Raw genomic sequence first — 26,190 nt, 5'->3', positions numbered from 1 at the left:
GTGTTTCGCCCTACTTTTGTTTTATCAAACAAACAAACTTATGGAAAACACAAAAACATGGTTCATCACAGGCGCTTCCAAAGGATTTGGTTTGAGCCTGGTGAAGCAATTATTAAATGCCGGGCAAAATGTTGCCGCTACCTCCCGTAACATAACCGAACTTGTAAAAGCTGTTGGTGTAACCGCCCCTAACTTTTTGCCCTTAGAAGTAGAATTGGGTAACGAGGACAGTGTTGGCTGCGCCATCCATCAAACAAAAGCGGCTTTTGGCAGCATTGATGTAGTTATAAACAACGCCGGCTACGGCGTTGGCGGCAGTATAGAAGAACTTACCGACCGCGAAACCCGCGACAATTTTGAAGTGAATGTATTTGGTACACTGAACGTTATCCGTATGGTGATGCCTTATATGAGGTATCAGCAGTCGGGGCATATTATCAATGTATCGTCTATAGCGGGATTCGCAGGGGCCACCGGTTGGTCTGTTTATGCGGCTACTAAATCCTCGGTAGTGGGCCTTTCAGAGGTATTGGCGCAGGATGTGGCCGAGTTTGGCGTAAAGGTTACCGTAGTTGCGCCGGGGGCATTCCGCACCAGTTTCTTAACGGAAGAATCACTCAATATTGCTAAACACACTATTGAAGGTTATACCGCGGTACATGCTACGCAGTCGCGTTACCTGCAAATGGATGGCCAGCAAAGCGGCGACCCCGAAAAAGCTGCGGCGGCTATAATTGAAATAGGCCAAATGGAAAATCCGCCTCTATACTTACTGCTTGGCGAAGATGCCTATGACCGCGCTATGGCAAAGCTCGAAAAACTGGAGCGGGAGTTTCGGGTGAACGAAGCGATAACCAAATCAATGGCCTATAACGCTTAATGAATAAAGATCTACTCACACAAAACAAATAAAAAAATGAACACTCAAAAAACATGGTTCGTAACCGGCGCCTCTAAAGGTTTAGGGCTTAGCCTGGTAAATCAATTATTAAATAAAGGGTACAATGTAGCAGCAACAAGCCGCAGCATTACCGATCTTACTAAGGTGGTTGGCGAGCATCCAAACTTCCTTCCCCTTTCGGTAAATATTAAAGCTGAAGACAGCGTAAAAAATGCCATTGATCAAACTATCAGCCACTTTGGCAAGATCGATGTAGTGGTTAACAACGCCGGGTACGGTTTAACAGGTAGCTTAGAAGAACTAAGCGATGAAGAAGCCCGCGAAAACTTCGATGTAAATGTATTTGGCTCGCTAAATGTGATCCGCGCGGTGATGCCACATCTGCGTGCGCAGCAGTCGGGCCATATATTTAACGTATCGTCTATCGGCGGTTTTACCGGTAACTTCCCGGGCTTTGGTATCTATTGCGCCACTAAGTTTGCCGTACAGGGCTTTACCGAATCGCTGGCTGCGGAGAGTAAATCATTCGGTATAAAAGCTACTGTCGTTTCTCCTGGATACTTTCGTACTAACTTTCTAATGCCGGATTCGTTGAGCACACCCAAAAACGAGATCCAGGAGTACAAAGAGGTACGCGCCGTGCAGGCCGCTCATCAAAACGATATCAATGGCAACCAAGCTGGCGATCCGGATAAAGCCGCATTGGTAATGATAGCCGCAGCCGAATCTGCAGAAGCGCCCATGCACCTATTTTTAGGTGCCGATGCCTACGGCATTGCCGATCAAAAAATAGCGGATGTAAAAGCCGATATGGAGGCATGGAGAGAACTAGCCACCTCTACTGGGTTTGATGTAGAGGCATAGGCAAATCCGAACCCCGGCATTTAAAGCGGACGAATCCTATCGTCCGCTTTTTTAGCTATGGAGCTTTTAAGAGGTCATGTACTGTTGTATTTAAGTAATTTTTTTACACTGTAGTTAATATTGTAATTGATTTAGTTGATTATTTCTATCTTTAATCCGTATATCAATGCCCTAATAATTTTAACTGCTTGAGTAATTTATCCTATCCCTTACCCGAAAATGAAGACGAGCGCCTTGAAGCGCTGGCATCTTATAATATTCTGGATACGATGCCCGAGGACGATTTTGAGGAATTAACTCACCTGGCATCCGAGATCTGCCAAACATCAGTCGCGTTGATCAGCCTGCTTGATGACAAAAGGCAATGGTTTAAAGCTATCCTGGGGCATGATGTAAGGGAAACGCCAAGGGAATACGCCTTCTGCTCGCATACCATCCTCAATAAAAATGATATTATGGTTGTGCCCGACGCCCGTAAGGACGAGCGTTTTTTGGCAAACCCGCTGGTTACCGGCAACCCTAACATTGTTTTTTATGCCGGTGTACCCCTGGTGAATGAGGATGGGTTTGCCCTTGGTTCATTATGCGTGATAGACACCATCCCGAAGGAGCTGAACGCGCGCCAGCTAAAATCTTTACGGATCTTAGCCAAGCAGGTAATTACTCAAATGGAGCTGAGGCGGAAGCTGGCCAGATTAGAGCGGAGCAATCAAAACCTACTGGAAACAAATTCCTTTATCCAAAAATTCGCGTCGACTGCTGCGCACGATATTAAAAACCCGCTGAGCAGTATGCTGCTTACTTCGCAGGCACTGCAAATGCGCCTGGGCAAAAGCGGCGATGATAAAAGCAAGGGATTGCTGGATCTGAACATCACTTCTACCAAAAGGCTGTTAACGCTGGTTGATGAAATGCTGGCGTACTCGTCGAAGCCCTCATCATTGCTTACCAACCAAAAATGTTTGGAGCTAAACACCCTTTTAAAAAATGTAGTTAGCCTGATAGATGTGCCCTACGGTGTAAAAATTAACCTGCCGCAGGTAGATCATACGCTTACCTGCTCATCGGTAGCACTGGAGCAGATCTTTATTAACCTACTAACCAATGCCATTCGCTATAACGATAAAGAGGCCGGTATTATCACCATACAGTTTCGCGAAGAAGGCGATTTTTACAACTTTAAGGTAACCGATAACGGTATGGGTATAGCCGAAAAGAATCTCGGTAAGATATTTTATAAGGAAGTTACGCTGGACGTTATCGATAGGTTTAACCAGAAAGGCACGGGCGTTGGTTTATATACCGTTAAAGCGTTGGTTGAGAAACTAAAGGGCAGCATAAAGGTAGACTCGCATATAGGCTCGGGCACTACCTTTACATTCTCTGTAAAAAAGAATGCCGGGGTAGGCGAAGACGACGAGTTGTTGTAGTTACCGTTTCATATCTGCCAGCACCTCATCTAATCTCACATTAAATTCTTTCGGCGCTTCTACCATCGGGAAATGCCCGGTGTTGTGCACGATCAGCAGTTTGTATGGAATTTTATTTTTAACCAGCCACGTGGTATCATTAGGCTGGTAATCGCTGTTGATCAGGTAAAGCTTCTTTTTCGATTTAATGAGATTGGGTACGTCATCATAAGCCTGCTGTTCCATCGATCCTATAGCGGCCGCTGTATCGGCATGGGCAACATCGTTCAGTATCCGCGCTCGGATAGCTTTGCTGGTAGTTTTATAGAAAAGCCCCTCGTTGAACCATTGGGACGCTACCTGTTTAAAATCTTTTCGCATGGCAGCTATGGCATCTGCAATCTCTTTTTTCTGCGCGGTGGTTTGCGGTGGCGTGCCCTGCCCTTTAAAATTATCAACGCCCACAATGCCTATTACTTTATCCGGTTGGTTGATAGCTGCCTGCAACACAATTGTGCCCGACATAGAGTGCCCCACCAGGATCACATTTTTTAGTTTCAGCTGATCTATCACGGCATTTACATCCGTAGCAAAAGTATTCACATCCCATGCCTTGCGGTTTTTACCCGATTGGCCATAGCCCGGCAAATCGATAGCCACCACGCGGTATCTTTTTTCGAAATAGGCAGCCTGGTCGGCCCAGTAACTTTTGTTGATACACCAGCCATGCACAAAAAGCAGGGTGGTATCGCCTTTACCCGTGTCGGTATAAGAAATAGGGATGCCATTATTTTGGATGTGCGCGCGCACATCTGCTTTTTTATCATTAGTTTTACGCTGCGGGTTACCGCAGGCAAACAATAAAGTACATAAAGCAATTATGGGCAGGAGGCGGTGATTTTTCATGTGCTTTGGTTTACAGGATGCAAATTAGCGTTAAAAATATTAACGTTCAATTTGTGGCAGATGTTTAACTTTATTTAACAAAACGAGCGCTAACCGGCTCATCCTAAATTATAAACAATTGAAAACCCACACCCAACCAAACGATGTCCCGGTAATTGCGCCTGTGGCGAGTAACCGCCTTATATCCCTGGACGCCTATCGGGGCTTTGTTATGCTGCTGATGATGGGGGAGGTGCTATCCTTTCAGCACGTTTCCCAATCCTTACCAGGGAACGGTTTTTGGCGTTTTCTGTATTTTAACCAGGATCATGTGCAATGGGCGGGATGCTCCCTGCACGATCTTATTCAGCCTTCGTTTTCTTTTATGGTAGGTGTGGCCCTGCCTTTCTCCATAGCCGGGCGTATGGCCAAGGGCGGCAAATTTGGCGAACTGCTGAAGCACGCGCTCATACGGTCAGTTATTTTGATCGCACTGGGCATTTTTCTGCGCTCGTTGTGGAGCAACCAAACCTACTTCACCTTTGAGGATACACTGAGCCAGATCGGTTTAGGTTACACTTTTTTATTCATACTGGGCTTTAGCAAACCACGTACCCAACTAATAGCGTTGGTAGTGATATTGGTAGGTTACTGGGCCGCATTCGCTTTATACCCGCTGCCCGGCGCGGGCTTCGATTATGCTGCCGCCGGTGTTACGCCCGATTGGGCGGGTAACTTTAAAGGCTTTGCCGCACACTGGAACAAGAATACCAACCTGGCCTGGGCGGTTGATAAATGGTTTCTGAACCTTTTCCCGCGCGAACAGTATTTTAACTTTAACGCTGGTGGTTACTCCACTTTAAGTTTTATCCCTACGCTTGGTACTATGATAGTTGGTTTGCTGGCCGGCAATATGCTCCGTTCGGGCAAGGCTCCGTTTGTTTTGGTAAGGCGCTTTGTGGTGCTCGGCATAGCTTTATTGGCCCTCGCTGGCATCCTACATTTTACGGGTATCGCCCCGGTTGTAAAACGGATATGGACACCCGGCTGGGTTATCTTCAGCGGGGGCTGCTGCTTTTTGCTGCTGGCTTTGTTTTATGGTATTATAGATGCCGGCAAGCACAAACGCTGGACGCTGTTTTTTGTGGTGGTAGGCACCAACTCTATTGTGGCTTACGTGCTGGCAGATGGCTTCGGCAGCTTTATCACTAAAACGCTGTACACCCACCTGGGCCAGCATTACGACCAGCTTTTTGGTGATGCCTACAGCACGCTGGTAAAAGGCGCGCTGGTGTTACTGATTGACTGGCTGATACTTTACTGGCTTTACCGTAAGAAAATATTTATAAAGATCTAAGCTTGAAAAACTGATCAGTCCTACACAATATACCAGGTACCGTCGTCCTTTTTGGCGTAGCTTAAGCTATCGCTCATCTGGTACACATCGCGGTCTTCTTTTTGATTGTAATAATTTTTCTTTTCATAGACGCGCATTCCGCCGTTTTCTTTTTGCAGAAACACCAGCAGGGCATTCATGGATGGACCTATCTCGTGCAGCCACTGGTTTTCTCCCTCTTTTACAAATGCCAAACTCATAATCTTTAAGTATTAGTTATGTTTACCACAACACTTTTTGTGCCGAAATGTTAATTTACCCAAATGGAACAGCTCAGCTTTTTTGATGGCGGCCTGCAAAGCCCTAAACTGCCCGCCGACTTGATGGAATACAAGCCCGGCTTTTTTACAAAAGCCGAGTGCAACGCGCTTATCCCATCATTAAAAACCAACATTCGCTGGAACCAGGAAACCATACAGATGTACGGCAAACTGCTGAACACACCACGTCTTACGGCATGGTATGGCGACAACAGCAAAACCTACGCCTTCTCCGGCAAAAAGTACGACCCATACCCATGGACGAATGAGTTGCTCTTTATTAAGAGTAGGGTAGATGCCGCCGCCGGTATCACGTTTAACAGCGTTCTGCTGAACCTTTACCGCAATGGCAATGATTCTGTTGCCTGGCATGCCGATGATGAGCCTGAGCTGGGCGTTAACCCCGTTATCGCCTCGGTAAGCTTTGGACAGATTCGTAGGTTTGATGTAAGGCATAAAACGGATAAGAAACAGAAGTACTCGGTAGAGCTGGAGAATGGTTCGCTGCTTATGATGAAAGGCGACCTGCAGCACCAATGGGAGCACCAGGTGCCTAAATCCGCAACGGCGTTAGGGGAGAGGATCAATCTTACATTTAGGGTGATATCGTAGAATAATAATCTCAATTCCACTTTCTTTAAAGTAAAATAAGTTTGTTAATCAAATGTCTATGAACATTATTTAAAGTAAAACTTATAGTCGGCCGATAGACGACGCATCTTTTCGATCTGTAGAAGTACTTCTTTAACCTGGGATGCGCTTATCAGGAATCAGTATAAACTAATTAGGAAATGTACGCCTTATTATCTTATTTTTGTGAGGCATATCTATTATCAAAAACCAAATTAACCATATGAAAGCTATAGCATTATTGATGATCTGCCTTTGCTTTTCGGCAGTAACTTTTGCGCAAACAAATATTAAACCCGCCGATGCCGGTGTAACTTATGGCAAAACCGTAACCGCCGATAACGCTTTAACTACCGCTGCGTTGAAAACCACCCTAAGTGCCGATACCGCCTATACAGGTAAAGTTACAGGTACCGTGGTAGAGGTTTGCAAAAAGAAAGGTTGCTTTATGAAACTGGCACAGGAGGATGGCAAAACCATTATGGTGCAGTTTACAGATTACGCTTACTTTATGCCGCAGAATATTGTTGGTAAAACCGTTGTGGTTGAAGGCCTTGCCAAGGTTAAAGAAACCTCGGTTGAGCGTTTGGTACACTACGCTAAAGACGCTGGTAAAAGCGAAGCCGAAATTGCCGCTATAAAAGAGCCTAAAAAAGATATCTCCATTATGGCCGATGGTGTTTTGGTGGTAAAGTAACGAGACCATAACAACCGTGATATTTAAAGCCTGTGACCACCTCACAGGTTTTTTTGTTTTATCAGGATGTGCCATTTCGCATCTTCCGGCAACGTTTTCGTAGATAAATTTTTAGTATTTGGCAGAATAACCCTATAATTACAAATCCCGGAATTATTATACCTATGAAGACCTTTCTCGACAAGGATTTTTTGCTGCAAACGGATACGGCGAGGCGTTTATACCACGACTTTGCCGCCGATATGCCCATTATAGATTACCATTGCCACCTGCCGCCAAACGAAATTGCCAACGATATCAGGTTCGACAATATCACTTCGGTATGGCTGCACGGCGACCATTACAAGTGGCGGGCCATGCGCGCCAACGGCGTAGATGAAAGTTACATCACCGGCGGGCGCAGCGATAAAGAGAAATTTGAGCAATGGGCGGCAACCGTGCCCTACACACTGCGCAACCCCCTTTACCATTGGACACATTTGGAGCTGCAGCGCTACTTCGGTATCACCTCCAGGTTGATGCCGGGCACCGCGGATTTTATTTACGATGATTGCACGGCCAAATTGCAAAGTCCCCAGTACAGTGTGCGCAACCTCATCACAAAAATGAATGTGGAGGTGATCTGCACTACAGACGACCCTATCGACAACCTGGAGCATCACAAAAAAATAAAAGCCGATAACTTCGGTGTGAAGGTATTGCCCGCGTTTAGGCCCGATAAGGCAATGAACAGCGATAATATTCCCGCGCTTAACAGTTATATCAACCAACTGGAAAAGGTTGTGGATAGTGAGATAACTGATTTTTACCGTTATATCTCCGCTTTAAAAAAACGCCATAACTACTTTGCTGTCAACGGCTGTACGGTGTCTGACCATGGGATTGACCAAATGTATGCGGAAGATTGCACCGAGAAGGAAGCAAGTGACATCTTTGCGAAAATAAGGAGCAACCAGACCATCAGCACTACGGAGAATAACAAGTTTAAATCGTACATGTTGTACCAGTTTGCCATCTGGGATTACGAGAAGGGCTGGGTGCAGCAGTACCACATTGGCGCCTTGCGCAATAACAGCACACGCGGCTTTAAACAAGCGGGCCCGGATACCGGCCGCGATTCTATCGGTGATTTTCACCAGGGAAAAAGCCTCTCCAAATTTTTGGACAGGCTGGACGCCGAGGATAAACTGGCTAAAACCATCCTGTATAACCTCAACCCTGCAGATAACGAACTGATGGCAACCATGGCCGGCAACTTTCAGGATGGCTCGGTGGCAGGTAAAATTCAATGGGGCTCTGCATGGTGGTTCCTGGATCAGAAGGACGGCATGACCAAGCAGCTCAACGCGCTCTCCAATATGGGGCTTATCAGCCGCATGGTAGGGATGCTGACGGATTCGCGCAGTTTCCTATCGTTTCCCCGCCACGAATATTTCAGGCGGATACTATGCAACCTGTTCGCGGATGATATAGAGAACGGAGAACTACCAAACGATATCGGCTGGACGGGCAAGATCATTCAGGATATCTGCTACTTTAACGCAAAGAATTACTTTGATTTTGATAAGAAATGAGCAAGGGGTTATCAAAGAACTATAAAGATGGCGCGGTACTTTCCTTCGGCGAATTACTGTTAAGGCTTAGTCCGGATGATGGCGGGCAATGGCTGGCCGACAATGCCTTATCAGTTTTTGTTGGCGGTGCCGAATTGAACGTGGCTTCGGCCTTATCCCTTTGGGATGTGCCATCGCAATATTTTACGGCCCTGCCAAAAAACGGCTTGTCGGATCAGGTGATCGGTTATGTAAATCAGAAAGGCATCAGCACCTCCAAAGTGTTTTATGGCGGCAGCAGGATAGGGCTTTATTTCCTCACCAAAGGAAAAGACCTGAAGCACGACGCGCTGATATACGACCGCGCCAACTCCGCTTTTGCCGAACTAACACCCGGCACGGTGGATTGGGATAAGGCGCTCACGGGTGTTACCTGGTTTCATTTCAGCGCGATATGCCCCGCCATCAGCCAGCAAACTGCGGATGTATGCCTGGAGGTTTTACAGGCGGCATCTGCAAGGGGTATCACCATATCGGTGGATCTGAATTACCGCTCTAAGCTATGGCAGTACGGCAAACAACCACAGGATGTTATGACAGAGCTGGTAAAGTACTGCGATGTAATAATGGGCAATATCTGGGCAGCCGAAACGATGCTCGGCATCCCCGTTTTGGGGGATATCCACGAGAGCGGGCAAAAGAGTATTTACCTCAAGGAAGCGCTGTCTACCTCTAAAAGAATGGTGGAGCTTTTCCCAAAATGCAAGGCTGTTGCCAATACCTTCAGGTTTGATGGTTCGGGCGAAATTGAATACTATGCCGCCCTGTATGCCGAAGGTGATTTTTACAGCTCGCACGAATACAGCGCAAAAGAAATAGTAAGTAAAGTAGGCTCGGGCGATTGCTTTATGGCCGGGCTGATATACGGTTTTTATAACAACCTGTCGCCGCAGCAAACATTAGAGTATGCAACCGCGGCGGCATTCAAAAAACTTTTTGTGGCAAGCGATGCTACCACAAATACAGTTGAAGAAATTACTAATACGATAGAGGATGGCAAATAAAGAAGAAGTATTAGACAGCATACTAACGCAGGGGATGCTTCCCTTGTTTTTTTATGAAGATGCGGAGGTGAGTGTAGAAATTGTGCGAACCCTGTATAAAGCAGGCGTACGGGTATTGGAATATACCAATAGAGGCAAAGAGGCGTTGCATAATTTCCGCTTGATTAAAAAGGCGGTGGTTGAAGAAATGCCGTGTTTATACTTAGGTATTGGCACCATAAAAACCGGGCTGGAAGCTGAGACTTTTGTAGATGCAGGTGCCGATTTTTTGGTATCGCCGATAGTGGATAACGAAGTTGCCATGGTGGCATCAAACTATAAAATGCTTTGGATCCCGGGATGTATGACACCTACCGAGATCCATATCGCGCAGCAGTATAAAGCGATGCTGATCAAGCTGTTCCCGGCCAATATCTTAGGTCCGGCTTTTATGTCATCGATAAGGGAATTATTCGCGGGGCAGCTGTTTATCCCAACCGGTGGTGTGGAGATAGAAGCAGGCAATATATCGGGTTGGTTCCGTTCGGGGGTATGCGCGGTGGGCATGGGCAGCAAGCTGATCAGCAAGCAGGTGCTCGACGAGCGTTTGTACGAGCAGCTATATGCCGATACCGTAAAAGCATTAGAATTGGTGCAGTTAAGTAAATAATTACCAGTACAATAATGGCACAACCCAAAAGTGTTACTTACAGATGGGGCGTGGTGGCGCTGCTGTTTTTCGCTACCAGCATCAACTATCTCGACAGGCAGGTTATCGGCCTGCTGAAACCCACGCTGGAAAACGAACTGCACTGGACGGAAACCGACTACGGCCACATTGTGATGGCTTTCCAGGCGGCATATGCGCTTGGTTTGCTGGCTTTTGGCGGCATTATTGATAAGTTGGGTACAAAGATGGGTTATACCATATCCATTATCTTCTGGAGCGTATCTGCCGTGCTAACGGCCGCCGTTAAAACAACTTTTGGCTTTATTGCCGTAAGAGCCGCACTGGGGCTTGGCGAATCGGGTAACTTTCCGGCGGCTATTAAAACCGTGGCCGAGTGGTTCCCCAAGCGCGAGCGGGCGCTGGCAACGGGGATCTTTAATTCGGGTGCTAATATAGGCGCGGTGGTTGCCCCTGTAATGGTACCCTGGATCCTGGGCGTTTACAACTGGCAAATGGCCTTTATCATCACCGGCGCTATCGGGTTTGTATGGCTGATATTTTGGCGCATCTTTTACGAAACGCCGGCCAAACACAAAAAGATCTCTACCGAGGAATTTGAATTCATCAACAGCGATACTTCCGAAGCTGCCGCCGCAGGTACACCCGAAACCAAAATAAAATGGCTGGAACTTTTTGGCATCAGGCAAACATGGGCCTTTGTGGCGGGCAAGCTGTTGACAGATCCTATCTGGTATTTCTTCTTGTTCTGGCTGCCTTCCTACTTTGCCACTACGTTTAACCTCGATCTTAAAAAGCCGAGCTTGCCTTTAGTGCTGGTTTACACCGCTACTACCATTGGCAGCATTGGTGGCGGGTATCTGTCGTCGTGGTTTATTAAACGGGGGATGCCTGTCTTTAGGGCGCGTAAAACAGCGATGTTTTTATTTGCCCTTTGCGTGCTGCCGATATTCGCGGCGAGGTATGCAACCAATGTATGGCAGGCAGTGGCGCTTATAAGCCTCGCTGCAGCCGCTCACCAGGCCTGGAGCGCCAATATCTTCACCACCGCGTCGGATATGTTCCCTAAGCAGGCTGTAAGCTCTGTGGTGGGCATTGGGAGTATGGCAGGTTCGGTAGGCGGGATCTTCTTCCCGTTGCTCATCAGCTATATTTTGGAAGCGAATAAAGAGGCCGGGCATATCACCGCCGGTTACAATATCATATTCGCTATTTGTGCCTGCGCTTATTTAGCGGCCTGGCTCATCATGCACCTGCTAACGCCCACCATGAAGCCTGTGCAATTGCACGGCAAGGATGTATAAACTGTGTAAATGGTTACCTTTGCGTTATGGAGCAAAAACCTAAGGACCCGCTGCAGGGCAAAACATTAGAGGCCATCATCAACGCCCTGGTGGCGCATTTTGGCTGGGCCGAGTTGGGTTACCGCATCCGCATTAATTGCTTTTTGGAAGATCCGAGTGTAAACTCCAGCCTTAAATTTTTGCGTAAAACCCCTTGGGCGCGCAAAAAGGTAGAAGATTTATACGTTAAATATCACAAGGAGATGCCCACGGATAAGGCTTAGCGCTATCCGGCTGTCCCACTTCTAAATGTGGGACACTTGTTTTCGAAAAAGTATTGATTATCAGTGATTTACAGTTTTTCGTGAAACACTTTGGGACATCCCTACTCTTTAGGTAATGGCTGTAAATATTTGTAAGTTAAACTATTAAATAAAATAGCTGTGCGCGCAATAAAATGCCTGGAACACCTAAAGTGGGACACCTAAAACCGCACAAAACCAGCCCGGTGGCATTTTAAAAGATCAAATCTTAATGATTTTTCTTCTTATTCATCTTGGCCTTCTTATTTGCACTGAGGTTGTAAGTCTTGGCATTTTCCGGTTTCTTTTCATGAAAAGCTTCTCCCGGTACGTGTTTGTTAGGGTCAACTTTTACAGGCTTTACAGCTTTCTCGCTTTCCTTTTGCTTGCGGGTTTTTTCAATAACTAATTCTTCCGGTAATTCCACACTTTGCATTTTTTGCCCGGTAGCCTGTTCTATCTTGCGCACCTGGTCTAGCTCAATATCGGTAGCAAAAGTAATGGCCAGGGTTTCTTCTTCGGCAGTAGTATTGGTATTGATGATATGGTTGATGAATACTTCCTTCTCCAGCGGCAAATCGAAATGCAGGATGAATGGGATCTCCTTTAAGTCGATAGATTCAACGCTCTCATTTGCTATGATCAATACCCTTAAAGCCTCATTCGCCTTAAATTCGCTGATATCCTTTACCTGGTTATATTCAAAAAAAGCGGGAGCTAATAGAGCTACCGATTTACGCAAACGGTTCTCCAGGCTCTTATAAAGCGTTTCCGCGGTAGTTTTTGTATTGGCGAAGACAACCGTTTTGGTAAACAGTTCCTCATCGTACATAAATAGGCTCAGCAGGTTTAGCTTGGTGCCAAAGTTGGGTACATGGTACAGCATCTGCGGGTGGGTAGCTACCTTTTCTTCGGGGAGTTCATCAACCTCTATCGTAGCCGGGTTCACCATAAACGGTGCTATCATCTTGTGCAGCTTATCGTGCAATACCTCGCTGAATACAATATGCTGGCCTTTATCTATACTGTTAGCCAGTTCAACCACAGGGAGTTGCAGGCCTTGTTTAACAATAAGGTGAGCATCATCTACCACCAAAAATTTTACCTTGTTCAGGTTCAAACCAAGTTTCAGGTAAATGGCACGGGCGCGATCAGGCGTGGCCACTACAATGTCGGCGCCATCGGCCAGGTCATCCATTTGCTGGTCAACCGGGGTGCCATTATGCAGACTTACGATGCGGATGGATGCATTTCGGTTTAATCTTTCAAATTGTTCTACTATCTCAAAAACGCGTTCCTGGTCGGGAGCTAAAACTAAAGCGCGTGGCACACCATCGGCTTTGTGGTTAAAGCGGTTAAGAGTAGCCAAAACCAGGGTGGTGGTTTTGCCGCAACCTTCGGGACCGATGCCAATAACATCCTGCCCGCCGGTTATGCGGGTCAGCGTTTTTAGCTGTATTTCCTTCGGTACATCGAAGCCTGCTTCGGTTACCGATTTTACCAATTGTTTATTCAGCTTAAATTTATCTGCCCACACCATTGTACTAATTTTGAGGGTGCAAAGATACTTTTTTTAGTTGGCAGTTACCAGTTTGCAGTTTGCGGTGGGCAGCTCGCAGTTTGTGCGGTGGGTAGTGGGCAGTTCAGGTTAGTTAGTTTTGCATGAGTGGCTTAGTATTGCGTCTAACTGGAAACTCCGAACTAAGCAAACTGCCCACTGCCAACTGCAAACTATTTCCTACTTTTATTTTTATAAACCTCAATTATGAAGAAGCATTTATTTTTAGCGGGGATGCTGTGCGCCCTTGCCTTTGTTGCGCGTGCGCAGCAAAAATACGATGGGTTAAATAACAACATGGGCAACATCTTCCGTACCTCGGATGCCATCAGTCGCTCCATTAGTCCCGAAAATTTTAACGGCGAAAAAGGCAAAGGCGGCATGGCCACCACCGGTACCGGAGCCGGCGCTTCCCGTGAACTGGGCCAAACCTGGAAGGTGAGCCCCAGCGTTGTCATCAAAAAACATACTACTTATACCGTTGCCGAAATAGACGGACCGGGCTCTGTTCAGCATATCTGGATGACTCCTACCGGCAACTGGCGTTATTCTATCATCCGTTTTTATTGGGACGATGAAACCACACCATCGGTAGAGGCCCCTGTAGGCGATTTCTTTTGCATGGGTTGGGGTAAGTATGCGCCTATTACTTCTTTGGCAGTGGTAGTGAACCCGGGCAGCGCGTTCAACTGCTATTGGCCCATGCCTTTTAAAAAGAAATGCCGCATCACCATGGAGAATATCGACAATGAAGACATGGTGCTGTATTACCAGGTAGATTACACGCTGACCAAAGTACCCGAGGATGCCGGCTATTTCCACGCGCAGTTCCGCCGGATAAACCCGCTGCCGTATAAAAAGGACTATGTTTTGGTAGATAGCATACAGGGCAAAGGGCAATATGTGGGTACTTACCTGGCTTATGGATCTAACAAAAATGGCTGGTGGGGCGAGGGGGAGATCAAATTTTTTATGGATGGCGATACCAAATTCCCAACCATTATTGGTACGGGTACGGAGGATTATTTCTGCGGATCGTACAATTTTGATACCCGCCGCAAAAACCCGGATGGCTCCGAAACCCATGCCTACACCGAGTTTAGCGGGCCATACACCGGCCTGCCGCAGGTAATAAAAGGCGACGGTCTGTATAATGTTGCCCAGCGTTTTGGCCTGTACCGCTGGCACATTGCCGACCCTATCCGTTTTGAAAAGAACCTGAAAGTAACCCTGCAGGCTTTAGGCTGGCGTGCCGGTGGCCGGTACCTGCCTTTACAGGACGACCTGGCATCGGTAGTATTCTGGTATCAGACCGGGCCCCATGGCGCCTTCCCTAAACTACCATCGAAGGATGATTTGGAGGTGAACTAAGCACAAAAGCAATCCGCACACGGTATTTTGTTTTACAGGGGAATATTAAGCGTTAAACGCAATTGCTAACACTATTTTGGCAATTTCGCTTAATGGTATACAAGCTGTCTTTAAATAATATATATTCAGCCCACCAATTTAAGATTTTAACTAAATGCAAAAAAACAGCAACGTAATAGCAGTAGCGCTCATCACTTCCCTTTTCTTTTTATGGGGATTTGCCCTGAACCTTAACCCGATATTGATCCCGCACCTTAAGAAGGCTTGTCAGTTAACCGATTTTCAATCCTCTCTAATTGACTCGGCTTCTTACATTGCCTACTTCCTATTGCCTATACCGGCAGCGCTGTTTATGAAGAAATACGGCTATAAAGGCGGTATTGTGTTGGGCTTGCTGCTGTTTTCTTTCGGTGCCATCCTGTTTTATCCGGCCGCCGCCGTTAGGAACTACGCGTTCTTCCTGGGCGCTTTATTTATCGTATTTTCGGGTATGGCCTTTTTAGAAACCGCCGCCAATCCGCTCATCACGGTACTTGGTGATCCGGCAAAGGCTACACAACGTATCAATTTTTCACAATCGTTTAACGGCCTTGCAGCCACCGTTGCACCGTTGATGGGGGGCTTTTTTATCCTCTCCGGCAAAACCCTAACCGAAGCTGAAGAAAAGGCGATGTCGCCTGCGCAACTGAACGAATATTTAAATCATGAAGCCTCATCGGTACAAATACCGTTTATCGTAATAAGCATTGTAGTATTTATAGTGGCAGTAATGGTATGGCGTACCACCTTCCCCGTGATCCACGAGGAAAGTGCAGGTGAGGCCAATGAAGAAAAACGCCCCCTTGGCGACCGTATTGCCGAACTGTTGAAAAACAAGCAACTGATGAGCGGCGTACTGGCCGAGTTCTTTTATGTGGGCGGACAGGCATGTGTAAGCAGCTTCTTTATCCGCTTTAGCGAAAAGGTAGCGGGCCTGTCAGAAAAAGTCGCATCCACCATTTATTTACCTGCGGCCTTTGCAGGCTTTATGGCAGGCAGGTTCATTGGTACATTGCTTATGCGCTACTTTAACCCGGTAAAGCTGCTGGTTATTTACGCTGTCATCAACATTGTACTTATTATATCGGCTGTTAACCTAACTGGCAACGCGGCAGTTTATACGCTGATGGCTGTTTGGTTCTTTATGTCTATCATGTTCCCAACCATATTTTCTCTCAGCATCCGCGATCTTACTGCCAAAACCAAAAAGCTCGGTTCATCGCTGGTTATTATGGGTATTGTAGGTGGTGCTATTATGCCGCCAATAATGGGCCGCGTGTCAGATATGTTTAATATCCAGGTTGCCTATTTGGTTCCGGGTATCAGTTTCGTCGCCATCCTTTGGTTTGCCTTAAAGAACTTGAAAGTGAAGAAGGTGGAGATGGTAGGTGGACATTAAAAATCAGACACGAATTTCACGAATTATTCTAATTTCACGAATCTTATAAGCGGCTAAAATACCGAATAGCCAAGTTCTAAAAATTAGTGGAATTCGCGGCATTCGTAAAATTCGTGTCTATAATATCTCTTTCAGTTTTTCCCAAACATTTGCACCCAAAATTTTAGCGCCTTCTTCGGTTGGGTGGATACCATCGGCCTGGTTTAGTTTACGTACGCCACCCACACCCTGCAGCAGAAAGGGTACAAGCGTCATCTTGTTTTTGGTGGCCAGTTCAGGGAAGATGTTTTTGAAATCGGATGAGTAGGCAGCGCCCATATTGGTTGGTACCTGCATCCCCAGCATTACCAGTTTAGCCTGCGGATATTTGGCTTTTACTTTATCAATAATAGCCTGCAGGTTTTTTTCTGTATCAGCCACGGGCAGGCCGCGCAGGCCGTCGTTAGCACCCAGTTCCAGCACAAAAATATCGAAGGGTTGCTGTTTTAGCAGCCAGTCTATACGGCTTCTTCCGCCTGCGGACGTTTCGCCGCTTAGTCCGCCGTTTATAATGATGTACGGCAATTTTGCCGAATCTATCTTAGTCTGCACAACACCCGGGAAGGCCTGCGTAGCATCATCCAAACCATAGCCGGCTGTTAAACTATCGCCAAAAAATAAAATTACCTTTTTTGGTTTGCCGGCTGCAGCGGTTCCGGTTGAAGTGCTATCGCTTTGCGCCGGTTTTTTATCGCCGCCACATGCTGTTAAAAATAAAGTTAACACCAGTACAGATGTTATCCTGAATAAATGTTTCATCTTATAATTATGCGTTTGAACGTAACACCTCCAGCGGTGGTTTGTTTAAAATACCCCGGCTGTTAAGCAGGCCAATGATCACCGTTAAAAAGGTGATCGCAAAAAATATGGCTGCCACCGGCCATAGGTTAACGTTATAAGGCATATCAAAAGTGTATTTGGCCAGCAGCCAGCTTGAAGCAATGGCTATGACGATACCCGTTAAAGCCGATAGGGTGCCCAAAAACAGGTACTCCAAAGCGGTGATAGAAAAGATCTGGCCTCGGCTGGCGCCCATGGTCCGCAATAAAACGCTCTCCTTTATCCGCTGGTATTTGCTGATGCGCACAGATGAAATAAGTACGATGATACCAGTGATGATGCTAAAGCCGCTCATGAATTTGATCACGTAGCCTATTTTGTCAAGCAGTTCGTCAAGTACGGTAAGCACTAAGCCCAGATCGATAATAGAGACGTTGGGAAAAGACTGCACGACGGCCTGCTGATACTTTGCCGATACGGGCTGCGATGGCACATGCGTAAGCAAAACATGAAACTGCGGCGCATCTTCCAATACACCGGCGGGGAACACTACCTGGAAATTGGTTTGCACCTTATTCCAGTTTACCTTGCGGATGCTGCTTACATAGGCATTCATCATTACGCCCTGTACGTTAAAAATCAGCTTATCGCCAACTTTTACGTTGATCCGTTTGGCAAAGCGCTCCTCTGCCGATACCGGGATATCCTTACCAGGCTCGGCCTTGCCAATGAATTTTCCCGAACTGATCTGTTCCGAATTGGTGAGCGAGTCGCGGTAGGTAACGCGGTATTCCCAGGCAAAAGCACGTGGTGAAATATGCAGGGTACTGTCCTTTTTAGCATCGGCGGCGGTTTTGCCGTTCACGCGGTCCAATCGCATGGTAATGATGGGCACTTGCGATAGTACCGGCAGGCCTTGTTTGCGGGTAAGCTCGGCAAGCGCTTTTTCCTGGCTATTTTGGATATCGAACAGGATCATGTTGCTTTGGTTGCCGCTGGATGAAAGCGATACCTGGCTGATGAGTAGTTGCTGGACCAAAAACAGCGTACAGATAAAAGCGGTACTTAAACCAATGGATACCGTAAGAATGATGGTTTGGTTATTTGGCCGGTATAAGTTGGCGAAGCCCTGCCGCCAGATATAGCTCCAACTGCTCATGATAAGCACGCGGGTAAAGCGGATAAGCAGCCAGGCAATAGCGGTAAGGATGAGGAAGGCCACTAAAATGCCGATGGTAAACACCACGGCGCCTATCCAATCATTTAATTGTAAATAAGAGAAGCCTACCACAAATAGCACCACAAGCAAATAAACCAGCCAGCGGAACGGGTCGCGTTTGGTGGCGGTTTCCTCGAACGACATGCGCAGCGTATTAAGCGGCGAAATGTTGCGGATATTGATGAGCGGCAATAATGCGAACAAAACCGAGATGATAATACCCAGGCCAATACCCTGCCAGATGGCCATCCAGGAGATTTGCACCGATATGGTTATCTGCAAAAAATCTTTTAAAACATAAGGCAGCAAATGCTGGATGGAAGTACCCAAAATTGCACCCGCTACCGAGCCAATAAGCCCGATGCCGGTTATCTGGATCAGATAAATTAAAAACGCTTCGGATGCTTTTACGCCCATGCAGCGCATAATGGCTATGGAGGCTATCTTTTCGCGGATGTAAATATTAATGGCGCTTGCCACACCAACGCAGCCCAACAACAGGGCAATAAAGCCTACCAGTGATAAAAACCGCGACAGGTCGCCAAAGGAACGGCCGGTGTTTTCTTTGCGGTTCTCTACCGTATCTGAGCCATAGTCTGCTTTATCAAGCGCGGGGTCTATCTTCTTTGCCAGCTTCTCTACATCAAAACCGGGTTTAAACTTGTAGTAATAGGCATAGTTAATGCGGCTGCCCGTGCCGATGAGTTTTGTATCAGCCAAATATTTAAACGGGATATAAACAATAGGCGCTATGCCCGATGACAGCCCCGTTTGCCCGGGAGCTTTGTTCAGGATACCCGCTATTACAAAGGTGGCGTTCCCTATTTTAATAGAATCGTTTACCCTGGCGTTAAACTGTAGCATCAGGGTTTTATCTACCAAAGCATATTTACCGGTTTTAAAATCTGCCCCGGCCTGCAATGGTGTGGTTTCTAAACTGCCATAATAGGGGAAGGCACCTTTTAATGCTTTGATGTTTACCAGCCTTGTACCTTTTGTGCGGGTAAAATAGATCATGGATGCAAAACTGCGCTCTTCCGAGCGTTCGCTGCCAATGGAATCCAGCAGTGTTTGCAGTTTTTTATCGGGTTCCTTATTGCCATTGATGCTGAGGTCGGCACCAATTAGGGTAGCGGCCTGCGCGTTAATATCGTTTTGGATATTGTATTTAAACGAGTAAATGGCAACCAGCGCCGCTATCCCAAACACTATGGAGGAGATAAACAGGAGCAACCTTGCCCGGTTACGGCGACTATCGCGCACGGCCATTTTAAACAGCCAGCCGAAGTTTATTTTGCGGTTATAATTTACGTTATCCATTTACCGCCTGTTCGTTACCGGTTTTTTCATCAGATACCAGCTTGCCGCCTTTTATTTTTAATATGCGATGTGTTTTGGCCGCCAGTTCCAGATCGTGCGTTACCAAAACCAGGGTGGTACCTGCTTCAGTATTCAGATCAAAGATCAGCTTCACCACTTTTTCGCTGGTTTCGGCGTCCAAATTCCCGGTTGGTTCATCAGCAAATAATATTTTTGGCGAATTGGAGAAAGCCCTGGCCAATGATACCCTTTGCTGCTCGCCGCCCGAAAGCTGGGCAGGGTAGTGGTGCCCCCGGTCTGCAAGGCCTACCTTATCCAGCAGGTCTAAAGAACGGGCCTTAATGTTCTTCTCTCCGCGAAGCTCCAGCGGAACCATTACGTTCTCTAAAGCAGTTAATGTAGGCAGCAGCTGAAAATTCTGGAAGATAAAGCCCACATACTGGTTGCGTACCTGCGCGCGTTTATCCTCGCCCAGCGAGCCAAGGTTAACGCCATTTAACTCCACAATGCCCGATGAGGCGCTATCCAGCCCGGCACAAAGCCCAAGCAAAGTAGTTTTGCCGCTGCCCGATGGGCCAACTATGGCATTGGTAGAGCCTGCAGCGATGGCGAAATTGATATTGTCTAAAACCGTTAACATGCGCCCGGCGCTTTTATAAGTTTTATTGAGGTTGGATATGTTTAAGATAGTTTCCAAATTTTGTATATTTTGCTGAGCTAATGTAAATATCAAAGTATTATTAAGATTGTTGGGCGCTATTATGTTTACTTACAAACGCATTACATTTTGGCTGTTTCTTTTTAAATGGGGATATTATTTTTACACTTGTAAATAAAAGTACTTCGCATGCATGAATATCCCGGGCAACATCGAATTTTAGTTGCCGTAGACTGTATCATATTTGGTTTTGATGGTGTAAACGTTAAATTGTTACTGGTAAAGCGCAGTTTAACCCCCGAGCAGGGTAAATGGAGTTTAATGGGTGGTTTTATCAATCCGTCAGAAAGCCCGGATGATGCCGCAAACCGCGTGCTGGAAGAGCGCACCGGGCTTAAAGATGTTTATATGGATCAGTTTATGGTGTTTGGTAACCCAAAACGCGATCCCGTGGAACGTACCCTGTCGGTAACGTACTTTGCTCTTATCGATATTCATCAATACGAGGAGCAGCTAAGCGGCGAGCACAGCCCGGAGTGGTTCTTGCTGGATAATATGCCCGATATGGTTTTCGACCATGCCGAAATGGTGACGATAGCTTTGAAACAACTGCGTTACAAAGCCGCACTGCACCCCATTTTATTCCAGTTGCTGCCGGGTAAGTTTACTATCCCGCAATTGCAGGCCCTGTACGAGGGCGTGTACCAAACCGAGTTTGACGACCGTAATTTTAGCCGCAAGCTACTTTCTACGGGCCTTTTGGTGAAGCTGGCCGAAAAGGACAAGCAGTCGTCAAAAAAAGGCGCTTTTTATTACCGGCTGGATCAATCGCACTACGAAGAGAACTTTGAGAAATTTTTAAACCTGGTACCCAATCCCGATAAGTTTTTTTAATCGCAAAAAACAATATATTTACCTACCAATTTGGTGTTTTGCAGCATGCTAAACGCTTAAGCTATATTTATTTAAATAGCTTGTGTGTTTCATTACTCGGGCAAGCTGTTACAGGTAGTTTAAATTATAAAAACAAACAATTAAATTGAATAGGGTAAAGGCGATAGGTGCAGCAATAGCATTCATTTTAATTTGTTGCGCCCGCGCAGGCTTAGCCCAATCTAACCAGGGCAAAGAGTTTTGGACGGCCTACATGTCGCACATAGAGAGTACCGGCCAAAGCCAAATGAGCCTTTACATTACCAGTGGTACCAACACCTCCGGAAAAGTAGAATTTGCCGATGGCAGCAAATCCATTCTTTTTACGGTAACTGCAAACGAGGTTACTACCGTACAAATTCCGCGCAGTGCTTATTTAAAAAGCCAGGGCCAATTTTTAAAAGGCGTGCATATTACCGCGCTAAAAAGTGTAGCCGTGTACGCGCATATTTATGCCAGCAGCGTGTCAGGCGCAACGTTGTTGCTACCTGTAAACGCACTGGGCAAAAATTATTACTCTATCAATTACACACAGCAGTCTAATTCCGAGATGGATAACCTGCGCTCGTATTCTTGCTTTATGGTTATCGGCACTGAGGATAATACCATTGTGGAGGTAATACCTACCGCCGACCTGTTAGACGGATCGAAAGCAGGGGTGGTGTTAACACTCACCCTAAGGAAAGGCGAAGTTTACCAGGGGCTTGCATTGTCGGATCTAACCAATACCATTATCCGCACCAAAAGCAATAATGGCGATTGCAAACGGATAGCGGTTTTCTCGGGCAGTACAAAAATTGGCATAGGCTGCCGCCAGGCAGGTTTTACTTCCGATAATTTTTTTCAGCAGGTTTACCCAACCGCTTCCTGGGGTAAAAGTTATATCACTGTGCCGCTTAAACACCGCAACTATGATATTTTCAGGGTGATAATGAGCGATGATAATACTAACCTGACGGTTAACGGGCAGAAAACGTTTATTCCAACCCGGGGGCAATATAATTACGAGTTCAGCTCGCAACAACCCAATATTATAACCGCCGATAAACCGATACAGGTGGTACAATATGCCGTATCGCAGGGACAGCAGTTGAATAGTTGCCAAACAGATTTTTTTGACCTCGGCGACCCTGAAATGATCCTGTTGACCCCTACGGAGCAAACGCTGGATCATGTTACCTTGTATTCCAGCCCTTATTACAATATAGCAGCACACTATATCAACGTGGTTATTAAGGATGCGCAGAAATCTACCTTTACACTTGATGGCCGGCCGTATACCGATTTTACGCAGCTTAGCAGCGATCCCACATACGCTTATGCGCAGATAGAGGTTTCCAGCGGTACCCATAACATACGGGCGGCAGATGGCTTTAACGCCATTGCCTATGGTTTTGGCCAGTACGAATCTTACGGCTATGCGGCTGGTGCCAGCCTTAAAAATTTAAACCAGTTTATAGCACTGCAGGATAATACGCCTAACAGCCCTACAAAGATTAGTGGCTGCAAAGATATTGAGTATAAGATACAGCTCACGCTACCTTATCAAACAACAAAAATAGACTGGGATTTTAAAGACGGCAGCCCTGTTTTTACAGACAATAACCCTTTGGTGGCCTCCACTACCGTTAAAGAAGGAAAAACGCTATACAATTACGATTACTATAAAACGGTGAAGTTTAATACGGGAGACTATGGTGTAACCGCTACCGTAATAAACCCTAATGGTGATGTATGCGGTTTAACTACAGATATAGATTTTGATTTTAATATTACCGATTATCCCGACGCTAAGTTTACCTACCTGGGTAATTGCCCCGGCGAACCTGTACAGTTTACAGATGCTACCGATGCCAAGGGCGCCGAATTGAAAACCTGGCTATGGGATTTTGGTGATGGTAAAACCAGCACACAGCAAAACCCCGAACATATTTACTCTGCAGCGGGCGATTACAACGTGATTTTAACAACCCAAAATGTAAACGACTGCTCTAATACTTCAGGTGCGACGAAGGTGCATATATCCAAGCTTCCGGTTGCCCTGTTTAATGTAAGCACCCCTTTTTGCGCCGATAGGGATATTACTATTACAGATGCATCGACGCCGGGTGATGGCCCTATTGTGAAATGGTTATACGATTTTGGCGACGGAACTACCGAAACACGCACAGATAAGACTCCATTTACGCCTTTGTATGCTGCTACGGGCACTTACAAAATTAAACTTACACTAATAAACGATAAGGAGTGCAGCAGTGCAGTCGCCGAAAAAAGCATTACGGTTGGCCCTATACCGGTTGTAGATTTTTCGCTGCCCGATGTTTGTATATCTGATGCCGCAAAATTTACCGATAAAAGTACGATAGCGGATAACACCGAAAGTGGCTTTACCTATTTATGGAACTTTGGTGATGCCAACGCCAATGCTGCCAACCCCAATACCTCAACCGCGAAAAGCGCGCAGCACAGATATACCGTGGCGGCTGTGTACACGGTTACTTTAACGGTTACATCGACTGGCGGCTGCTCGTTCACCAAATCGCAGCAGTTTACCGTGAATGGCGCCCAGCCTGTGGCTAAGTTTAGTATAGATAACAAAGACGCGCTTTGCAGCAGCAGCCCGGTTATCTTCCACGAATCATCTACTCTTGATTTTGGCAGCTTTACTAAAATAGTTTGGTATTACGATTACAATGGCAATCGCCAGGATGCCGAAACCTTTACCCGTGCCGACTTGCCTGCCAGCCGGACGTATAACCACAGTTACACCTTATTCAATACCCCGGCCAGTAAAACTTACCGGGTACGCATGGAAGCATACTCCGGCGAAACCTGCGTGGATGTTGCCGAGCAGGATATTGAGATAAAAGCCAATCCGGTAGTGTCGCTTTCGCCAATAGGCACAGTTTGCCAGGAGGTTGAACCTATTCAAATTGTTGTTAATAAAAACGGCTTTGCCGGTACGGGTGTTTTTAGTGGTAAGGATGTAAGCGCTACCGGCTTATTTAGCCCTGCCGTGGCCGGCGTTGGTACTTTTACCATTACCTACAAATTTACGGCTCAAAACGGCTGCGATTTTACAACATCGCAGGATATTGTAGTAAACCCTACACCAACTGTTAATGCAGGCGGAAATACCGGGCTGCTGGAAGGAGGGACCGTATTACTAAAAGCACAAGCGGCAGGTAAGAGTTTAAGCTATAAATGGGTACCAGCTACCGGGCTGGATCATGATGATGTTTTAAATCCTGTTTGCTCGGCAGTTGACGACATACGTTATACCTTAACCGTAACCAGCAGCGACGGCTGCCAGGCATCTGACGAAATTTTTGTTAAAGTGCTGAAAAAGTTAGCCGTAATAAATACCTTTACGCCTAACGGCGACGGCTTTAACGATACCTGGACCATAAAATACTTAGAAAGCTACCCCGGAAACACAGTTGATGTATACAACCGATATGGAGAAAAGGTATATTCGTCTACTGGTTATGGTATTCCATGGGACGGAACGTACAAGGGCGCCAACTTACCATCAGGAACATATTATTATATTATAAATCCCAAAAATGGCCGTAAGGTTGTCTCGGGCAGTGTCACAATTATCAGATGAAGAAAAATTTACTTTTACTCGTATTGCTTTCCTTTTGTATGCAAACCGCTTTTAGTCAACAGCGGCCACAATACACGCAGTACGTTTTTAATAACTATTTGTTAAACCCGGCGGTAACCGGCATAGAAAATTATACCGATGCCAAACTGGGCTACCGCAGCCAGTGGACCGGCCTGCAGGGCGCACCTGTAACCAGCTACTTCAGTATAAATGCACCTATAGGCGATAATTTTGTGCAGGGTGATGCAACAGCGTTCCCGGCATCGGGCGGCGAAAATCCATCAAGCAGGCTGTTTACCCAATACTACCGCGCTGCCGAACCTCACCATGGTATCGGCTTCATGATCGTGTCTGATAAAGCAGGCCCCATTACGCAAACCAATATCGATGCTACTTATGCTTATCACCTGGGCATAACCGATCGGCTTAACCTGGCCGTTGGTGTATCGGCAGGGGTGAGCCATATCAACCTCAATACCGATATGATAACACTGGAAAATTCCAACGACCCGGTTTTAAACAATATCAATAACAGCCAGTGGAAACCCGACTTGGGCGTAGGTGTTTGGGCGTACTCTTCAAGGTTTTATTTCGGGATATCGGCACAGCAAATATTACCGCAAAACCTTTATATCACTACAGGTAATACCGCCAACCAAAGCAAAACAGTGCCACACTTTTTTGCTACCGGCGGCTACAAGATCTTCTTATCAGATGATGTTACCCTATTGCCATCGGCATTGTTAAAATTCATCGACCCTGCACCAATAACATTTGATGTTACCATGAAGCTTTCCTTTCGCGATAGATTTTGGTTCGGCGGCTCTTTCCGTAAGGACGATTCGTACGCCGTGCTGGCGGGCTTTAACCTAAGCAGCGTGGTAAACGTAGGTTACTCTTACGACGTTACCACATCGGCACTACGTACAGTAAGCAACGGCTCGCACGAAATTGTGTTAGGTATCTTACTCAACAACCGCTATAATTTAAAGAGCCCGCAGCACGGATTTTAACCCCCCAGCCCCCTGAAGGGGGAGCAGAAGTTATAATAAGCTGCGATGAGATAATATAAAAAATGCCCTTTAGCGTAAGTCAAAGGGCATTTTGCTTTTCAAAAACTCCCTTCTTGCTGACTTGCGTGGCTTCTAATAATTATGGAAACACAAGCGGTGGGTATGACGGCATAGATTATAATCGTTAAGAGATTATATTATTAAAAAATACCGTTTTTTCACGGTATGTAATTGTTTTATTGTATAGCTATATTTGCTTGCAAGTAACTTATTCACAAATCATTAATCCTATACCTTGTCTTATGAATACACCACATGGTTATCACGAAATAAACGCGCT

General features: G+C 46.3%; 22 protein-coding genes. 16 read left to right on the top strand and 6 right to left on the bottom strand.

Annotated features, from left to right (window positions below):
* Window positions 1-40: 40 nt before the first annotated feature.
* The 3 genes from IDJ77_RS03425 to IDJ77_RS03415 all read left to right on the top strand — a co-directional run bounded on the left by IDJ77_RS03425 (window position 41) and on the right by IDJ77_RS03415 (window position 3,195).
* Window positions 41-880, top strand: coding sequence for an SDR family NAD(P)-dependent oxidoreductase (locus IDJ77_RS03425; RefSeq protein WP_191187530.1), 840 nt, complete (start codon window positions 41-43; stop codon window positions 878-880).
* Window positions 881-916: 36 nt separating this feature from the next.
* Entirely contained in the window at window positions 917-1,765 is an 849-nt protein-coding gene (locus IDJ77_RS03420) for an SDR family NAD(P)-dependent oxidoreductase (protein ID WP_191187529.1), read from the top strand.
* A gap of 188 nt (window positions 1,766-1,953) precedes the next feature.
* Window positions 1,954-3,195 (top strand): sensor histidine kinase, encoded by a 1,242-nt coding sequence (locus IDJ77_RS03415; protein WP_191187528.1) that lies wholly within the window; start codon window positions 1,954-1,956, stop codon window positions 3,193-3,195.
* Here the strand turns inward: IDJ77_RS03415 and IDJ77_RS03410 are convergent, their stop codons facing one another.
* On the bottom strand, window positions 3,196-4,080 hold the full coding sequence (locus tag IDJ77_RS03410; RefSeq protein ID WP_191187527.1) for an alpha/beta fold hydrolase: 885 nt from the start codon (window positions 4,078-4,080) through the stop codon (window positions 3,196-3,198).
* Window positions 4,081-4,198: 118 nt separating this feature from the next.
* Here IDJ77_RS03410 and IDJ77_RS03405 point away from each other — a divergent pair, with 118 nt between their 5' ends.
* Window positions 4,199-5,416 (top strand): acyltransferase family protein, encoded by a 1,218-nt coding sequence (locus IDJ77_RS03405; RefSeq protein WP_224750951.1) that lies wholly within the window; start codon window positions 4,199-4,201, stop codon window positions 5,414-5,416.
* A 20-nt stretch (window positions 5,417-5,436) separates the two neighbouring features.
* On the opposite strand, the gene IDJ77_RS03400 is transcribed toward IDJ77_RS03405, so the two are convergent.
* The gene (locus IDJ77_RS03400) at window positions 5,437-5,655 is read right to left on the bottom strand and encodes a hypothetical protein (protein WP_191187526.1); all 219 of its coding nucleotides are present in this window, start codon (window positions 5,653-5,655) and stop codon (window positions 5,437-5,439) included.
* Between the two features lie 63 nt (window positions 5,656-5,718).
* Between IDJ77_RS03400 and IDJ77_RS03395 the strand changes: the two genes are divergently transcribed.
* From IDJ77_RS03395 to IDJ77_RS03365, 7 genes are all read left to right on the top strand, one after another.
* Window positions 5,719-6,327, top strand: coding sequence for an alpha-ketoglutarate-dependent dioxygenase AlkB family protein (locus IDJ77_RS03395; RefSeq protein WP_191187525.1), 609 nt, complete (start codon window positions 5,719-5,721; stop codon window positions 6,325-6,327).
* Between the two features lie 241 nt (window positions 6,328-6,568).
* Window positions 6,569-7,042, top strand: coding sequence for a DUF4920 domain-containing protein (locus IDJ77_RS03390; protein ID WP_191187524.1), 474 nt, complete (start codon window positions 6,569-6,571; stop codon window positions 7,040-7,042).
* A gap of 164 nt (window positions 7,043-7,206) precedes the next feature.
* Complete coding sequence (gene uxaC, locus IDJ77_RS03385; RefSeq protein ID WP_191187523.1) at window positions 7,207-8,616, top strand: glucuronate isomerase; 1,410 nt, start codon at window positions 7,207-7,209, stop codon at window positions 8,614-8,616.
* Window positions 8,613-9,659 carry a sugar kinase gene (locus IDJ77_RS03380; RefSeq protein ID WP_191187522.1) on the top strand — a complete coding sequence of 349 codons (1,047 nt, stop codon included), beginning with the start codon at window positions 8,613-8,615 and terminating at the stop codon, window positions 9,657-9,659. The genes uxaC and IDJ77_RS03380 overlap by 4 nt, the downstream gene beginning before the upstream one ends.
* Complete coding sequence (locus IDJ77_RS03375) at window positions 9,649-10,308, top strand: beta/alpha barrel domain-containing protein (protein WP_191187521.1); 660 nt, start codon at window positions 9,649-9,651, stop codon at window positions 10,306-10,308. The genes IDJ77_RS03380 and IDJ77_RS03375 overlap by 11 nt, the downstream gene beginning before the upstream one ends.
* Before the next feature lie 14 nt (window positions 10,309-10,322).
* A complete protein-coding gene (locus IDJ77_RS03370) occupies window positions 10,323-11,630 on the top strand; it encodes an MFS transporter (RefSeq protein ID WP_191187520.1) in 1,308 nt (435 codons plus the stop codon).
* Window positions 11,631-11,656: 26 nt separating this feature from the next.
* Complete coding sequence (locus IDJ77_RS03365; RefSeq protein ID WP_191187519.1) at window positions 11,657-11,893, top strand: VF530 family protein; 237 nt, start codon at window positions 11,657-11,659, stop codon at window positions 11,891-11,893.
* Between the two features lie 247 nt (window positions 11,894-12,140).
* Here IDJ77_RS03365 and IDJ77_RS03360 read toward each other — a convergent pair whose 3' ends face one another.
* On the bottom strand, window positions 12,141-13,451 hold the full coding sequence (locus IDJ77_RS03360) for a DEAD/DEAH box helicase (protein ID WP_224750950.1): 1,311 nt from the start codon (window positions 13,449-13,451) through the stop codon (window positions 12,141-12,143).
* A 225-nt stretch (window positions 13,452-13,676) separates the two neighbouring features.
* On the opposite strand from IDJ77_RS03360, the gene IDJ77_RS03355 reads away from it, so the two are divergent.
* Window positions 13,677-14,840, top strand: coding sequence for a glycoside hydrolase family 172 protein (locus IDJ77_RS03355; RefSeq protein WP_191187518.1), 1,164 nt, complete (start codon window positions 13,677-13,679; stop codon window positions 14,838-14,840).
* A gap of 154 nt (window positions 14,841-14,994) precedes the next feature.
* Window positions 14,995-16,278, top strand: a complete 1,284-nt coding sequence (fucP, locus tag IDJ77_RS03350; protein ID WP_191187517.1) for an L-fucose:H+ symporter permease — start codon at window positions 14,995-14,997, stop codon at window positions 16,276-16,278.
* Window positions 16,279-16,395: 117 nt separating this feature from the next.
* Here fucP and IDJ77_RS03345 read toward each other — a convergent pair whose 3' ends face one another.
* The 3 genes from IDJ77_RS03345 to IDJ77_RS03335 are packed head-to-tail and all read right to left on the bottom strand — an operon-like array spanning window position 16,396 to window position 20,333.
* Window positions 16,396-17,076 carry an arylesterase gene (locus tag IDJ77_RS03345; protein ID WP_191187516.1) on the bottom strand — a complete coding sequence of 227 codons (681 nt, stop codon included), beginning with the start codon at window positions 17,074-17,076 and terminating at the stop codon, window positions 16,396-16,398.
* Window positions 17,077-17,083: 7 nt separating this feature from the next.
* Complete coding sequence (locus IDJ77_RS03340; RefSeq protein ID WP_224750949.1) at window positions 17,084-19,636, bottom strand: ABC transporter permease; 2,553 nt, start codon at window positions 19,634-19,636, stop codon at window positions 17,084-17,086.
* Window positions 19,629-20,333, bottom strand: coding sequence for an ABC transporter ATP-binding protein (locus IDJ77_RS03335; RefSeq protein ID WP_191187515.1), 705 nt, complete (start codon window positions 20,331-20,333; stop codon window positions 19,629-19,631). The genes IDJ77_RS03340 and IDJ77_RS03335 overlap by 8 nt, the downstream gene beginning before the upstream one ends.
* 150 nt (window positions 20,334-20,483) lie before the next feature.
* On the opposite strand from IDJ77_RS03335, the gene IDJ77_RS03330 reads away from it, so the two are divergent.
* From IDJ77_RS03330 to IDJ77_RS03320, 3 genes are all read left to right on the top strand, one after another.
* On the top strand, window positions 20,484-21,188 hold the full coding sequence (locus tag IDJ77_RS03330) for an NUDIX hydrolase (RefSeq protein WP_191187514.1): 705 nt from the start codon (window positions 20,484-20,486) through the stop codon (window positions 21,186-21,188).
* 145 nt (window positions 21,189-21,333) lie between these two features.
* Window positions 21,334-24,837 carry a PKD domain-containing protein gene (locus IDJ77_RS03325; RefSeq protein WP_191187513.1) on the top strand — a complete coding sequence of 1,168 codons (3,504 nt, stop codon included), beginning with the start codon at window positions 21,334-21,336 and terminating at the stop codon, window positions 24,835-24,837.
* Entirely contained in the window at window positions 24,834-25,850 is a 1,017-nt protein-coding gene (locus IDJ77_RS03320; RefSeq protein ID WP_191187512.1) for a PorP/SprF family type IX secretion system membrane protein, read from the top strand. The genes IDJ77_RS03325 and IDJ77_RS03320 overlap by 4 nt, the downstream gene beginning before the upstream one ends.
* Window positions 25,851-26,190: the final 340 nt, after the last annotated feature.

The sequence above is a fragment of the Mucilaginibacter pankratovii genome, from assembly GCF_014773265.1.
Taxonomy (GTDB): Bacteria; Bacteroidota; Bacteroidia; order Sphingobacteriales; family Sphingobacteriaceae; genus Mucilaginibacter; species Mucilaginibacter pankratovii.
Note: the sequence above shows the minus strand (reverse complement) of the source record. Positions and strands in the feature narration are given on the sequence as shown.